This window comes from Duganella sp. GW821-FHT07G03 (assembly GCF_059418605.1).
Window position 1 is genome coordinate 163,987 of sequence record NZ_JBWKQE010000007.1, and the last position, 13,046, is coordinate 177,032.

Genomic DNA, 13,046 nt, shown 5'->3' on the forward strand with positions numbered 1-13,046 from the left:
GGGTGGGGTCACGTCTGACATTCGTGGTTAAAGCCAATAGTTCATGAAGCGGGCGGCGAATTCGCGCAGGCGGTCGGCCCACGGGCGGTGGCGCCACGCTTCCGGCGTGATCTGCACCGAGTCGCGCAGGTCTTCCTGGAAGGCGCGCTCCATCTCGCCGCCGAAGGCGTCGCCCATGATCACCACGTTCAGCTCGCTGTTGTGCAGGAAGCTGCGGGTGTCGATGTTGGTCGAGCCCACCGTCGACCAGTTGCCGTCGATGACGGCGGTCTTGGCGTGCAAGACCGCCAGCTTCAGCTGGTGGATCTTGACGCCGCTGTCGAGCAGGTCGTCGTAGAAGGCGTGGCCGGCGTAGAACACCAGCCCGCTGTCGGAGACGCCCGGCAGCACGATCTTGACATCCACCCCGCGCCGCGCGGCCGCCATCAGCGCTTCCACCGTCTGCCGGTCCGGCACGAAGTAGGCCGAGGTGATGTGGATGCTTTTCTTCGCTTCCTGGATCGCCAGGTTGTAGGCCTTGTAGATCTCGAACCTGCCGCCGGGCTCGCTGCCCAGCACGCGCACCACCTTGTCGCCGGCGATCACCGGTTGCGGGAAGTAGTCGGCCTCCGTCAAATCATCCTTGTCCTGCGTGGCCCACTGGCGCACGAACAGCCACTGGAAGGCCTGCACCGCCGGGCCTTCGACCTTGACGTGGGTGTCGCGCCAGCCCACCTGCGATTTGTCGGTCGGCCTGGCGGACGAGCGGAACAGCGAACTCTTGGCATAGGTCGCGCTGATGTTGATGCCGCCGGTGAAGGCGATCTTGCCGTCGACGATCAGCACCTTGCGGTGGTCGCGGTTGTTGAGCTTCCAGCTTTCGCCGCTCAGCTTGCCCGGGTTGACCGGGTTGAATTCGATCAGGTGGATGCCCGCTTCGCGCATGCGCTTGAAGAACTCGGCCGGCACGCCCAGCGTGCCGACGCTGTCGTACAGGATGTTGACCGTCACGCCTTGCCGCTGTTTTTCTATCAGCGCGTCGGCGAACTTCAGGCCCAGCTCGTCCTGGTCGAAGATATAGGTTTCCAGGTTGATGTTGTTGCGCGCGCCGTTGATGGCCTTGAGCATCTCGGCCATGGTCTGCGGGCCGTCGAACAGCAAGGTGGTCTTGTTGCCGGCGATCAGGGGCACGCCGGTGGCCGCTTCCTCCAGCGCGGCTTGCGCCTGCATGTCCAGCGAGCCTTTCGGCCAGCGCTTGGCCAGCAAGGCCTTGCCGCGCTCGGCGCTCAAGTCGCCGTGGACGCCCTTGACGCTGGGCACGGCGGCCGGATCGAGCTGGCCGCTCATCGCCGTCACGTTGGGCAATGACGCGCATGCGCCCAGCAAGCCCCAGCACATCAGGCAGAGCGGAAGCCAGCAACGCATGCGCGCGGTTTTCATTTGAGCGTCTTTTCAGGAGTGAGCGTTTCATCGGGCGGCGCCAACTGCGCCGCTTCTTCTGCCGCCGAGCCAAACAGGAACGACACCGGCCCCTGGCGGAAACGCCGGCCCAGCGCCTTCACCAGCAGCCAGCCGTGCTTGAAGCGCACCTGGCGCGAGCGCAGCGCCACCCACAGCGCCAGCCCGAAGCTGACCAGCAGGTTGACCGAGCCGATCGCCAGGAAGCCCGCTACCGAGGTCAGCACTAGTTCCCAGCTGACATGGTAGTCCAGTCCGACCATCGCTGTCGCAAAGTTGGCCGACGAGAAGGTGACGTGGCGGATATCCAGCGGCATGCCCAGCAGGAAGCCCAGCAGCGGCATCACGCCCAGCAGGATGCCGAAGAAGAAGTTGCCCATCAGGCCGCCCAGGTTGTTCTCCATGTACACGCCCAGGCGCTCCAGTCGCTCCTGGCCCAGCAGCCAACGCAGGCCGCGCAGCTGCGCGATGCGTTGCGCCCAGCGCGTGTACAGCGCCTTGTTGTCGTAGTAGCCCGAGATCAGGCCGGCGACGAACAGGCAGACGCCGGCGATGGCCGCGTACACCAGGGTCGGCCCATGGATGGGATCGATGTCGCTCAGCAGGCGCATGGCCTTCTCCGGCGACACCAGGTGGTGGCCGGTGATCAGCGGCCAGGCCATGGCGATCAGCCAGGCGGTCGGGATGGCGGTGGCCAGGTTGCCCAGCACCGCCATGTTCTGCGTGCGGATCACCTTGTTGCACAGCTCGGCCATGCTGTCGATGTCGATGTTGCGGCCGTCCTTGCTGTGCAGGCCGGCGGCGATGCGCGAGGCCGTCATCGCCGGCTGCTTGGTGGCCACCGTGAAGTGCAGCAGGTGGATGAACATGAAGCCCAGCGAATAGTTCATGCTGAACAGGAAGGCTTCGACCAGCGGCGCGGCGCGCAGGTAGGACATCAGGATCTTGAACAGCGCCATGAAGCCGATCACCAGGCCGGCGCCGGCCGAGGACACGAACATGCTGCCCAGTTCCTTGCGGCTGTCGGCCACGTAGTGCTCGCCGGTGTGGCTGGCGTTCTCGGTGACGTTGCGCGCCAACAGGTCGATGTTGTCGCGCATCAGGTCGCGCACCATGTACTTGTTGTTGTGCGCCTCGATCAGCTCCAGCGCCATGCCGACCGCGGCGCCGCGGCGCGGGTTGGGCGGGCCTTCCTGCTGGTGCGGCGCGTGGGTCGCGGCCAGCAGCTTGAGGTCGGCCGGCGGCGTCGCCTGCAGCTCGCCGCTGACGTCGACCAGGAACAGCAGCTTGCGCAGCCGGTCTATGCTTTGCGTCAAGGTCACCAGCAGGTAGGTCAGGGCGATGCTGGTGCCCTGGCTCAGCGCCTTCTTGCGGATCTTGGCCACCACGACGTCGCACTGGTCCAGCATCACCAGCAGGTGGCGGGCGTCTTCCAGCGGCGCCTCGTCGCCGGCCAGCATGCGCTGGTAGCTGTCGAGATAGGCGTTGACCTCGTAGTTCTGCACCATGAATGGCGATTCGTAGGTCTCGATCTCGGTATGGAAATTGGTCAGCTTGGGTTCCAGGCCGATCGCGCTGACGCGGTAGGACAGCGTGCGTATCGATTCGAGCAGGCCGGGCAGCATCAGGTTGGGGCCGGCGTCCGCCGCGTCGTGCAGGCCGACCACGTCCACCAGGGCCAGCCAGTCGGCGGCCGGCACGGCGGCGATCCAGAGGTGGTCGGTACGTTTGTAGATCACCTGGTCGAGCGCATCGCTCAGGTAGACCTCGCCCAGCGCGGGCGGCAGGATGCGGTAGGCGATGCGGCGTTTGAGCTCGCTGAAGAAGCCGTCGTTCGACAGCACGCCGATCTCGGTGTACAGGCTGGCGTGGCGGCGGCTGGCCAGCAGCTTGCACGCGTAGTGGCGCAAGGCCAGCGCGTGCGCCGGATTGCCTTTCAATAGCTGGCACAGCGTGCGCACGTTGGCGGTGGCGCGCGCGCCGTCGGTGGCGCGTTGGGGACGCAGGGTATTGAACAGCTCGACCATCAGGCCGATGTCGCTGCTGTCTGCATCGATGCGTTCGAGGATCTCTAGCATGCGTAAGGCGGGCGGACCGCGTAGGACAAAAAACGCAGTATAGACGTATAAGTCTGGCAAGTATGTACGCTGGCGAACATTGCCTGTCCGCCCGGAAACTCCGCTAACAGCAGAGCAATATTTTACGGGCCTGCTGGCGCAGTTCGGCGCGGAAGTCGGGATGGGCGATGGCGATCAGCGCCTCGGCCCGCTGGTGGGCGGACTTGCCGCGCAGCTGGGCCACGCCGTATTCGGTGACCACGTAGTTGACGTCGTTCTTGCCGGTGGTGACGTGGGTGCCAGGCGTCAGCGTCGGCACGATGCGCGAGATCGAACCCTCCCTGGCGGTGGACGGCAGCACGATGAAGGCCTTGCCGCCGCGCGAGCGGTTGGCGGCGCGCACGAAATCGACCTGGCCGCCGGTGCCGGAATAGGGCAGGTGGGCCAGGCTCTCGGAGCCGCACTGGCCCAGCAGGTCGACCTGCAGGCTGGCGTTGATGGCCACCAGCTGGTTGTTCTGGCCGGCCAGGTAGGGATCGTTGGTGTAGCTGACCGGGTGCATTTCCAGCATCGGGTTCTGGTGCATGAAGTCGTACAGCCTGCGCGAACCGAGCGCGAAGGTGGCCACCATGCGGCCCGGCAGCCAGGTCTTGCGGCTGTTGTTGACGGCGCCGCATTCGACCAGTTTCAAGATGCCGTCGCCGATCATCTCGGTATGGACGCCCAGGTCGTGCTTGGCGGTCAGCTGCATCACCACCGCGTCGGGGATGCCGCCGTAGCCGATCTGCAGCGTCGAGCCGTCCTCGATCATCGCCGCCACATGGCGGCCGATGGCTTCCTGCACCGGGCCGATCTTGGGCAGGCCGACTTCGATCACCGGTTCGCTGCTTTCCACCAGCGCCGTCACCTGCGAGAGGTGGACGTGGCACTGGCCGTGCGCGTAAGGCACGTTGGGATTGACCTCCAACACGATCGCGCGCGCCTTGAGGATGGCGGCCATCGTGTAGTCGGCGCCTAGGCTGAGCGCGAAGTTGCCGTGCTCGTCCATTGGTGAGGCCATCGAGAACACCACGTCGGCCGGCAGCAGTTCGCGTTCGATCAGCGCCGGCAGCTCGGAAAAATACGCGGGAACGAAATCCGCCCAGCCCGCCTGGCCGGCCGCGCGCGAGGCGCCGCCGAAGAACAGCGCGACATGGCGCACATGGTGGGCGGTGTCGCAATCGAAGTAGGCGTATTTGCGCATCGCCAGGATCTGCGCCACTTTGACGTCGTGAAAGCGGGTGCGCTGGTCGGACAGCGCATGCAGCAGCGCGGGCGGCTCGCCGGCGCCGCAGGGCACGATGATGGTGTCGCCGTCGCGCAGCAGGTCCAGTGCTGCGCTCGGGGAGCAACGCTTGCCGTCATACAGGGCCTGCATGGGGACCGCCTTTCGCATGGTGAAATGTCACTATAAACCAAGTAGCCGCAAAATATGCTGGAAACGTGCTGCTGCGCACAGAGGTGTTGCGCCCACTGTCCTACGATGGAGCTTATGAAACCCATCCTGTACGCTTCGGGCTTGGCGCTGGCCTTGACCTATCCGCTGTCCGCGGCGGCGCAAACGGCGTCGCCGGTGCAGGTGTATGGCCTGCTCGACGCCGGCGTGGTGGCGGAACGCGGTTGCAGCGGCGATTGCGCGCGCACCCGGCTCGACAGCGGGATCGCGTCCGGCTCGCGGCTGGGCGTGCGCGGGCGCGAGGAGCTGGGCGGCGGCACGGCGGCGGTCTATACGCTGGAGGCGGGCATCCTCAACGATACCGGCGCCTCCGACCAGAACGGCAAGCTGTTCGGCCGCCAGGCCTATGTCGGGCTGGACGGCCCGCTGGGCATGGTCACCTTGGGCCGGCAGTACAACCTGGTCTACGAGACGCTGATCGACGTCGCCGATCCCTTCCACGGCGGCATGGCGGGCAGCGCGGCCAACCTGGTCGGCACCACCACGCAGCGCTACGACAACACGATCAAGTACCAGTCGCCGCGCAGCCGGGGCGGCTGGACCGGCGCGGCCATCTACAGCTTCGGCGAATCGCCGTACAACAGCAAGGTCAACCGCGCTTACGGCGCCACCATCGGCTATGCCAACGGCGCCGCCACGCTGCGCATCACCCATCAGCGCAAGGACAATCTGCTGGACGCCAGCGGCAGCACGCCGGCGGTCGACCAGTCGGCCAGCAATACGCTGGTGGCGGCCAATATCGATTTCGGCCGCTTCGTCGCCTATGCCGCTTACGGCCACAGCCGGGGCGACGGCAGTTCGCCGTGGGACATGTCCAACCCCTACGGCGCGGTGGTGCAGAGCATGCCGTCCAATAACAGCCGCGATGTGCTGGTCGGCATCGCCGTGCCGATGGGCGCCACCACCTGGCTGGCGTCCTACATCCACAAGGACGACCGCAGCGCCGCCAACCGCGACGCCAACCAGATCGCCGTCGGCGCCAGTTACGCGCTGTCGCGCCGCACCGACTTGTATGCCTCGTTCGCGCGCATCCAGAACCGCAACGGCGCCGGCTACACGGTCGGCAACGCCAGCGCCCCTGGCCGCGGCGACCGCGCCATCACCATCGGCTTGCGCCACTCTTTCTGATCCGTGCTAAATTGCCTGTTTTACTGATCACCAGGAACAAGCATGTATCTGACTTACTTCAACGGCGGCTGGTCTGAAGGCAATACCCCTTTGTTTGGCGCGATGGACCACAGCGTATGGCTGGGGTCATCCGTGTTCGACGGCGCGCGTTCGATACGCGGCCACATGCCGGACCTGCGCCTGCACCTGCAACGCGTGATCACCTCGTCGGAGCGGGTGGGCCTGGTGTGCCCGCTGAGCGTCGACCAGATGGAACAGCTGGTGCGCGAGGGCGTGGCCAAGTTCCCGGCCGATGCCGAGCTGTACGTGCGGCCGCTGGTGTTCGGCACCGACGGCCTGCTGGTGCCGCTGCCGGAAAAGAGCGCCTTCGCGCTGACCCTGTTCGACGCGCCGATGCCGCCGTTCACCGGCTTCTCGGCCTGCCTGACGGCGCTGCGCCGTCCCGACCCGTCGATGGCGCCGACCGACGCCAAGGCCTCGGCGCTGTACGCCAACACCAGCAAGGCCATCCGCGAGGCGCAGCAGCGCGGCTTTGACAACGCGGTGGTGTGCGACAACGCCGGCAACGTGGCCGAGTTCGCATCGGCCAATCTGTTCCTGGTCACGCCCGAAGGCAGGGTGGTGACGCCGGTGGCCAACGGCACTTTCCTGTCCGGCATCACCCGCGCGCGCGTGATCGCCTTGCTGGCGCAGGAAGGCATCGCGGTGGAGGAACGTTCGGTGCGCCCCGAGGAGCTGGAGACGGCCATCGAGATCTTCAACACCGGCAACTACGGCAAGGTCACGCCCTGCATCCGTTATGAAGCGCGCAGCCTGCCGGTCGGTCCGATCGCCACGCTGGCCTTCCAGCGCTACATGGCGTTCTCCGACAGCGAGTAATCAGTTCAGTTGGAGCGGGCCGGACAGGTGGCGCCCAGCCAGCGTCCGGTCGATTCCACCTGCACGTTCTGCGGCTTGCCGCCGGCCTCGCTGTTGATGTTCATGTTCATCAGATAGCTGCTGTCGCCGTTGAAGCGCAGCGTGCCGCTGCCGTTGGAGACCGGGTCGGTGCAGCTGAATGAAATGTTCAGGCCGCCCGCCACCGGATCGCTCTTCGACGTGCACTTGCCCTGCTGATTCATCGGCAGTTCTTTTTTTGCCGCCATCTCGGGCGTGACGCAGGCTTTGATGACCATGGCGCCGTCGCCGCCGGCCGTGGGCATGGAGGCGCCGTTCTGCTTCATCATCGCCTCGATCTGCGCGCGCTGCTCGGGCGGCATATTGGCCAGCTGCTTGAGCGCCATGCTCATCGCCTGGTCGGCCTGCGCGTTGCCGGTCTTGACCTTGTTGGTCAGCTCCCACAAGCCTGGCTTGATGGATTGGGCCGATGCCTGCACGGCGGCCAACATGGCCAGGGAAATTATCAGTCGCTTCATGTGATCTCCTGAAATGAAAAACGGCGCACCACCGCTGGGTGGAACGCCGCTTCAATGGCTTGCCGAGGTGGCGCTACACGCCGCGTCCGCTAATCAGGCGCAGCAGCACCATGATGATAGCAATGACCAGCAGGATGTGGATAAACCCGCCGATGGTGTAGGACGTGACCAGGCCTAGCAGCCACAGGATAAGCAAAACGACAGCGATGGTATAGAGCATGATTCTCTCCTCAGGTTGTTATGCGACGTCCATGTTGGTCATCGATTGCGATCTCGAACCTGCAACCCTGTTGCCATGTTCGTATCTTGTAGCCATTATCTGCAAAGGCGAAGGGACCTTCTGTACGGTATCGTACTTAAGCAGAATGCAACTGGCCGTTGACGATCTTGACCTGGTCGCCCGAACGCCATTGCGGCTGCGCCGACTGGTGCAGCACGCGTTTCTTGCCATTGTCCATGCGCACCACGATCTCCCAGCTGTGCGTGGTTTTCATATTGCCCTCGACCTGGTTGCCGGCCACGGCGCCGCCGACCGCACCGGCCACGGTAGCCAGTTGACGGCCGTGGCCGCTGCCGACCTGGTTGCCCAGCAGGCCGCCCAGGATGGCGCCGCCGGCCGCGCCCACGCCGCTACCCTGGCCGCGATGTTCGATCGAGCGCACCGACTCCACCACGCCGCAGCTGCTGCAAACGGCCGGACCCTGTTGCGCGAGCTGTTCCTGCTGCTGTTGCTGCGCGGGAGCTTGGCCCTGGGCCGGTGCGGCGTTGTTGGCGTAGCCGGCCTGCTGCGATTGCTGTGACGGCAGCGGCTGTTCCGCCGGCGGCACCGACGACAGCTGGCCCGGCATCGGCGCGCTACCCGCCACGGTGGCGCTGGAAGTCGGCAGCCAGCCCATGATGGCGGCGCTGCCGACACCGCAGAACAGTACCACCGCGACGGCGGCGATGACCATGATAGGGTGGAGCGATGGCTTGCTGGTTAGGGTGTCCATGATGATTGTCCTGTTTTTGGTTGGCGTAGTGGATTGCAGCTTGGATTTTCCCTGAAGACTTGTACTGCTTCCGTGCGTCACCGTACATACAGGGAAAATCGCAGCCTTTACGCTGGTCCCATGCATACCCATCCCTCCATTTTTTCCGACGACGACAGGGCGCAAGCCAGGCCCGTGCTGAACCGCTTGTTGTCCGGCCTGCCGGACGAAGACCGCGGCAAGTTGCTGGCGCTGTGCGACACGGTCAGGCTGGAGGCGGGCGAGGTGCTGTATGAACCTGGCCAGACCATCGACTACGTTTACTTTCCGGTCGGCTGCCTGATCTCGCTGCTGGCGGTGGCCGAAGGCCGCATGACGCTGGAGGTGGGCTCGGTGGGGCAGGAGGGCATGATAGGCGCGTCGGTGGCGCTGGGCCGTGGACAGGCGCTGGTGCGCGCGGTGGTGCAGCGCGCCGGGCGCGCCAGCCGCGTCAGTGCGGCGGCCTTCCGCGCCGAGTTCAAGCACACCGCCTCGCTGCAACGGCTGCTGTACCGCTACACCGACACCCTGCTGGCGCAGGCGATCCAGATCGCCGTCTGCAGCCGCTTCCACGTGCTGGAGGCGCGCCTGGCGCGCTCGCTGCTGATCACGCGCGACCGCCTGCAATCGGAGAAATTCCACCTGACCCACGAGTTCCTCGCGCACGCGCTGGGCGTGCGCCGCGTGGGCGTGACCAAGGCCGCCAGCGCGCTGCAAAACCAGAAGCTGATCAGCTACAGCCGGGGCAATATCGAGATCCTCGATTCGGCCGGGCTGGAGGCGGCATCCTGCCGTTGCTACGAGCTGGTCAAGGACGACGGCGCCATCGGCATGGCGAACGTCTTTCTGTGAGCTCGAACCGGCACCCCTCAGTGCGCGTGGCGATGATGGATATCGGGATAGTGCTGATGCGCATGCCGCATCGGCTGATGCTGGTGGGGATGGGCGTGCGGCTCGCTGCCGTCCCATTCAAAGTCATGCGTGTGCTGGTGGTGCGCATCGTGGCGGTGGCGGTGGCTATGCGCCAATGCTTCATGCTCATGCTCGTGTTCATGCGTTTCAGTCAGGTGTAGCCAGATGCCCGCGCCCATCAGTGCGCTGGCGACCCAGAACAGCGGGCCGGGTTGGTCGCCGAGCATCACCAGCGAAATCGCCGCGCCCACAAACGGCGCTGCCGAAAAATACGCGCCGCTACGTGCCGTGCCGAGATGGCGCAGCGCCAATACGAACATCACCAGGCTCAGGCCATATCCCCCCAGGCCGACCACGCCCGCCATCAGCGCGGTCGACACCGGCGGCAGATGAAAGCCGAGCGCCAGCGCGAGCGCCACATTGACGGCGCCCGCCACCAGGCCCTTGAGGCAGGCGATCTGCACCGCGTCGCTGGCCGAGACCTTGCGCGTCAAGTTGTTGTCGATGCCCCAGCACAGGCAGGCGCCGACGATGGCCAGCGCGCCCCAAGGCACGCCGAACGCGGGGAGCTGTTCCCACGACAGCAAAATGCCTGCCGCGACGATCAGCAGCATGCCGATGAAGATGCGGCGGTCAAAGTTTTCCTTGAACACGAACCAGGCCAGCATGGACGTCAGCACGCCTTCCATGTTGAGCAGCAGCGATGCCGACGACGCCGGCGTCAAGCTCAAGCCGAACATCAGCAATACCGGCCCGGCGATGCCGCCGGCGGCGATCGCACCGGCCAGCCAGGGCAAGTCCGGCCTGGTCAGGCCGGCGCTGTCCACCTGCCGGCCACGCTGGGCAACGGCGCGCAGCAGGTAAAAGACCGACAGGCCCAGGCCGCTGCCGAGGTAGAGCGCGCCGGCCAGCATGACCGGTTCGACCTGGTCGACCATGGCCTTGGCAAACGGCGTGCTGGCGCCGAACAGGACCGCAGCCAACAAGGCGTAGACGACGCCCTTATGCATGGAGAGGAGTTTCATATATGTCCGAGACTGAATAAGTAAACATCATAACAAATATTGTATTGATCGCTACTTCTGCTATGCTTTAGCGATGAATTCCAATGATACAAGCTGGTTGCTGCTGATCGTCAGCCTGCCCTCGGACAGCGCCACGGCGCGCATGCGGATCTGGCGCGCCCTGAAAAGCCTGGGCTGCGGCGCCTTGCGCGACGGCGCCTATCTGTTGCCGGAGCGCGCGGCGGAGCAGCATCAATTATCCGAGCTGGCGGCCGAGACCATCCGCGAAGGCGGCAGCGCCTGGCTGCTGACGGTGCAGGCCCAGTCGGCCGGCGAGGACGAAGCTTTTCGCGCCCTGTTCGACCGCGGCGCTGCCTGGAGCGAGTTCGCCCACATGCTGGACGCGGCCCAGCGCTTGCTGGCCGGCCAGTCGCCCCAGGAGATTAACCGCTCGCTGCGCAAAATACGCCGCGAGTACGAGGCGGCTTGCGCGGTCGATTACTTCCCCAACCAGGCCAGCGCCGCCGCCGAAGCGGCGTGGATGGATTATCTTAACAGCGCTGAATCGCTGCTGTCGCCCGGCGAGCCGCAAGCCGTCGCGGCCGAGATTCCAGCGCGCGATCCTGCCCTCTACCAGGGCCGGACCTGGGCCACACGCCGCCATCTGTGGGTGGACCGCGTTGCCAGCGCCTGGCTGATACGGCGCTTCATCGATCCGCAGGCCCGCTTCCTATGGCTGGCCACGCCCGCCGATTGCCCGCCCGACGCGCTGGGATTCGATTTCGACCACGCCGCCTTTACCCATGTGGGCGAGCGCGTCACGTTCGAGGTGCTGTTGGCCAGTTTCGCGCTGGAGCAGGACCGTGGCCTGAGGCGGCTGGGCGCGATGGTGCACGCGCTCGATGTCGGCAGCGGCTTTGTGCCGGAAGCGGCCGGCTTCGAGGCGATGCTGGCCGGCGCCCGCCATCATGCGGGCGACGACGATCAGCTGCTGGCGGCGATGAGCGCCGTGCTCGACGCCCTGTACGCCCATTTCGGCAGCCCCCCGGCCGCGCCGGCCACACCGTAAGGAGAACATCATGTCCATCGTGGAATCGAACGCAGGCAAACCCGGCTATACCCTCTGGCAAATGGTCCGCTACATGCTGCGGCTGGGCAGTTTCGGTTTTGGCGGGCCGGTCGCCCTGGTCGGCTATATGCACCGCGACCTGGTCGAAGCGCGCGGCTGGATCAGCGACGGCGACTACAAGGAAGGCCTGGCGCTGGCGCAGATGGCGCCCGGTCCGCTGGCGGCGCAACTGGGCATCTACATGGGCTATGTGCACTATCGCATCCTCGGCGCCACGCTGGCCGGCCTGGCGTTCGTGCTGCCGTCGTTCCTGATGGTGGTGGCGCTGGGCTGGGCCTACGTGCGCTTTGGCGGCTTGTCGTGGATGCAGGCGGTGTTCTACGGCGTCGGCGCGGCGGTGATCGCCATCATCGCCATCAGCGCCAGGAAGCTGACCATCAAGAGCGTGGGCAGGGACAAACTGCTGTGGGCCATCTACCTGCTGCTGGCCGCGGTGACGGTGGTCACCGAATCGGAAGTGGCGTGGCTGTTCATCGCTGCCGGGGTGCTGGTCTGGTTGTTGCGCGCGCCGCCCAGGTGGCTCAAGGGCGGCCTGCCGGCGATCGTGCTGGCGCAAGCGCCGTCGATGCCGGTCGTGGCGGCCGCCATCGACCTGTCGCTGCTGGCGCAGATCGGCATCTTCTTTGCCAAGGCCGGGGCGTTCGTCTTCGGTTCCGGCCTGGCCATTGTGCCTTTCCTGTACGGCGGCGTCGTCACCGAACACCACTGGCTCAACGACAAGCAGTTCGTCGACGCGGTGGCGGTGGCGATGATCACGCCGGGCCCGGTGGTGATCACGGTCGGCTTCATCGGCTACCTGATCGCCGGCCTGCCGGGCGCCTCGGTGGCGGCGCTGGCCACCTTCATTCCCTGCTACCTGTTCACGATCCTGCCCGCGCCGTACTTCAAGAAATACGGCAAGCTGCCCGGCGTGATGGCGTTTGTCGACGGCATCACGGCGGCGGCGGTGGGCGCCATCACCGGCTCGGTGCTCGTGATCGCGCGGCGCTCGATTGTGGACCTGCCGACCTTGCTGATCGCGTTGGTGGCGATCGTGCTGTTATGGAAGTTCAAGAAATTGCAGGAGCCTGTGGTGGTGGCGGCTGCCGCCCTGGTTGGCTTGGTGATTTATCCGCTGCTGCCTCATTGATGTGCGAGCCGGCCCAACGAAAAAGCGGACCAGGCGGTCCGCTTTTCTTTTGCGGCCATGGCCGATTAACGCGGCGGCTTGTTGACCTGGTTGCCGATCACGCCGCCGACCGCCGCGCCGCCCACGGTGCCGATCGGGCTGCCGCCGGTCAGGACCGAGCCGGCCACGGCGCCGACGCCGGCGCCGATGGCGGTGTTCTTGTCCTGGTTGGACATGCCCGCGCATGCGCTCAGGCCCAGGGTGGCCGCCACGATGGCGACGGTCGATACCAGCTGTTTGATGTTGTTCATGATTTTCTCCTTGCTACTGATTGAGGCGCGGCGGGGAGTG

At 65.8% G+C, this 13,046-nt stretch carries 13 protein-coding genes; 5 read left to right on the plus strand and 8 right to left on the minus strand.

The window, feature by feature from the left end; translation table 11 throughout:
* Positions 1 to 27: 27 nt before the first annotated feature.
* The 3 genes from cls to AC07OK_RS11915 form a co-directional block, all read right to left on the minus strand.
* Complete coding sequence (gene cls, locus AC07OK_RS11905) at positions 28 to 1,419, minus strand: cardiolipin synthase (RefSeq protein WP_494690499.1); 1,392 nt, start codon at positions 1,417 to 1,419, stop codon at positions 28 to 30.
* The gene (locus AC07OK_RS11910) at positions 1,416 to 3,515 is read right to left on the minus strand and encodes a site-specific recombinase (protein WP_494690500.1); all 2,100 of its coding nucleotides are present in this window, start codon (positions 3,513 to 3,515) and stop codon (positions 1,416 to 1,418) included. Before AC07OK_RS11910 ends, cls begins: the two co-directional genes overlap by 4 nt.
* Positions 3,516 to 3,618: 103 nt before the next feature.
* Positions 3,619 to 4,911, minus strand: coding sequence for an acetyl-CoA hydrolase/transferase family protein (locus AC07OK_RS11915; RefSeq protein WP_494690501.1), 1,293 nt, complete (start codon positions 4,909 to 4,911; stop codon positions 3,619 to 3,621).
* Between the two features lie 114 nt (positions 4,912 to 5,025).
* On the opposite strand from AC07OK_RS11915, the gene AC07OK_RS11920 reads away from it, so the two are divergent.
* A complete protein-coding gene (locus AC07OK_RS11920) occupies positions 5,026 to 6,117 on the plus strand; it encodes a porin (protein ID WP_494690502.1) in 1,092 nt (363 codons plus the stop codon).
* Between the two features lie 42 nt (positions 6,118 to 6,159).
* Positions 6,160 to 6,996, plus strand: a complete 837-nt coding sequence (locus tag AC07OK_RS11925) for a branched-chain amino acid aminotransferase (RefSeq protein ID WP_494690503.1) — start codon at positions 6,160 to 6,162, stop codon at positions 6,994 to 6,996.
* 5 nt (positions 6,997 to 7,001) lie between these two features.
* Here AC07OK_RS11925 and AC07OK_RS11930 read toward each other — a convergent pair whose 3' ends face one another.
* The 3 genes from AC07OK_RS11930 to AC07OK_RS11940 all read right to left on the minus strand — a co-directional run bounded on the left by AC07OK_RS11930 (position 7,002) and on the right by AC07OK_RS11940 (position 8,524).
* Entirely contained in the window at positions 7,002 to 7,532 is a 531-nt protein-coding gene (locus AC07OK_RS11930; protein WP_494690504.1) for a DUF3617 family protein, read from the minus strand.
* Between the two features lie 73 nt (positions 7,533 to 7,605).
* A complete protein-coding gene (locus AC07OK_RS11935) occupies positions 7,606 to 7,752 on the minus strand; it encodes a lmo0937 family membrane protein (RefSeq protein WP_492927011.1) in 147 nt (48 codons plus the stop codon).
* A gap of 136 nt (positions 7,753 to 7,888) precedes the next feature.
* Positions 7,889 to 8,524: a glycine zipper 2TM domain-containing protein gene (locus tag AC07OK_RS11940; RefSeq protein WP_494690505.1), complete on the minus strand. Its 636-nt coding sequence runs from the start codon at positions 8,522 to 8,524 to the stop codon at positions 7,889 to 7,891.
* A gap of 120 nt (positions 8,525 to 8,644) precedes the next feature.
* Between AC07OK_RS11940 and AC07OK_RS11945 the strand changes: the two genes are divergently transcribed.
* Entirely contained in the window at positions 8,645 to 9,394 is a 750-nt protein-coding gene (locus AC07OK_RS11945; protein ID WP_494690506.1) for a Crp/Fnr family transcriptional regulator, read from the plus strand.
* A 17-nt stretch (positions 9,395 to 9,411) separates the two neighbouring features.
* Here the strand turns inward: AC07OK_RS11945 and AC07OK_RS11950 are convergent, their stop codons facing one another.
* A complete protein-coding gene (locus AC07OK_RS11950) occupies positions 9,412 to 10,464 on the minus strand; it encodes a DMT family transporter (RefSeq protein WP_494690602.1) in 1,053 nt (350 codons plus the stop codon).
* 88 nt (positions 10,465 to 10,552) lie between these two features.
* Here AC07OK_RS11950 and AC07OK_RS11955 point away from each other — a divergent pair, with 88 nt between their 5' ends.
* Together AC07OK_RS11955 and AC07OK_RS11960 are read left to right on the plus strand one after the other, a co-directional pair.
* Positions 10,553 to 11,527 (plus strand): chromate resistance protein ChrB domain-containing protein, encoded by a 975-nt coding sequence (locus AC07OK_RS11955; protein ID WP_494690507.1) that lies wholly within the window; start codon positions 10,553 to 10,555, stop codon positions 11,525 to 11,527.
* Positions 11,528 to 11,537: 10 nt separating this feature from the next.
* On the plus strand, positions 11,538 to 12,716 hold the full coding sequence (locus AC07OK_RS11960) for a chromate transporter (RefSeq protein ID WP_494690508.1): 1,179 nt from the start codon (positions 11,538 to 11,540) through the stop codon (positions 12,714 to 12,716).
* Between the two features lie 65 nt (positions 12,717 to 12,781).
* On the opposite strand, the gene AC07OK_RS11965 is transcribed toward AC07OK_RS11960, so the two are convergent.
* Positions 12,782 to 13,006 carry a YMGG-like glycine zipper-containing protein gene (locus AC07OK_RS11965; RefSeq protein WP_494690509.1) on the minus strand — a complete coding sequence of 75 codons (225 nt, stop codon included), beginning with the start codon at positions 13,004 to 13,006 and terminating at the stop codon, positions 12,782 to 12,784.
* Positions 13,007 to 13,046 lie beyond the last annotated feature (40 nt).

Excerpts from the sequence above, each read along its gene's own strand:
- AC07OK_RS11965 (WP_494690509.1), bottom strand. The coding sequence starts at position 13,006 with ATGAACAACATCAAACAGCTGGTATCGACCGTCGCCATCGTGGCGGCC.
- cls (WP_494690499.1), bottom strand. The coding sequence starts at position 1,419 with ATGAAAACCGCGCGCATGCGTTGCTGGCTTCCGCTCTGCCTGATGTGC.
- AC07OK_RS11920 (WP_494690502.1), top strand. The coding sequence starts at position 5,026 with ATGAAACCCATCCTGTACGCTTCGGGCTTGGCGCTGGCCTTGACCTAT.
- AC07OK_RS11915 (WP_494690501.1), bottom strand. The coding sequence starts at position 4,911 with ATGCAGGCCCTGTATGACGGCAAGCGTTGCTCCCCGAGCGCAGCACTG.
- AC07OK_RS11940 (WP_494690505.1), bottom strand. The coding sequence starts at position 8,524 with ATGGACACCCTAACCAGCAAGCCATCGCTCCACCCTATCATGGTCATC.
- AC07OK_RS11955 (WP_494690507.1), top strand. The coding sequence starts at position 10,553 with ATGAATTCCAATGATACAAGCTGGTTGCTGCTGATCGTCAGCCTGCCC.
- AC07OK_RS11930 (WP_494690504.1), bottom strand. The coding sequence starts at position 7,532 with ATGAAGCGACTGATAATTTCCCTGGCCATGTTGGCCGCCGTGCAGGCA.
- AC07OK_RS11935 (WP_492927011.1), bottom strand. The coding sequence starts at position 7,752 with ATGCTCTATACCATCGCTGTCGTTTTGCTTATCCTGTGGCTGCTAGGC.
- AC07OK_RS11925 (WP_494690503.1), top strand. The coding sequence starts at position 6,160 with ATGTATCTGACTTACTTCAACGGCGGCTGGTCTGAAGGCAATACCCCT.
- AC07OK_RS11950 (WP_494690602.1), bottom strand. The coding sequence starts at position 10,464 with ATGCATAAGGGCGTCGTCTACGCCTTGTTGGCTGCGGTCCTGTTCGGC.
- AC07OK_RS11910 (WP_494690500.1), bottom strand. The coding sequence starts at position 3,515 with ATGCTAGAGATCCTCGAACGCATCGATGCAGACAGCAGCGACATCGGC.
- AC07OK_RS11960 (WP_494690508.1), top strand. The coding sequence starts at position 11,538 with ATGTCCATCGTGGAATCGAACGCAGGCAAACCCGGCTATACCCTCTGG.
- AC07OK_RS11945 (WP_494690506.1), top strand. The coding sequence starts at position 8,645 with ATGCATACCCATCCCTCCATTTTTTCCGACGACGACAGGGCGCAAGCC.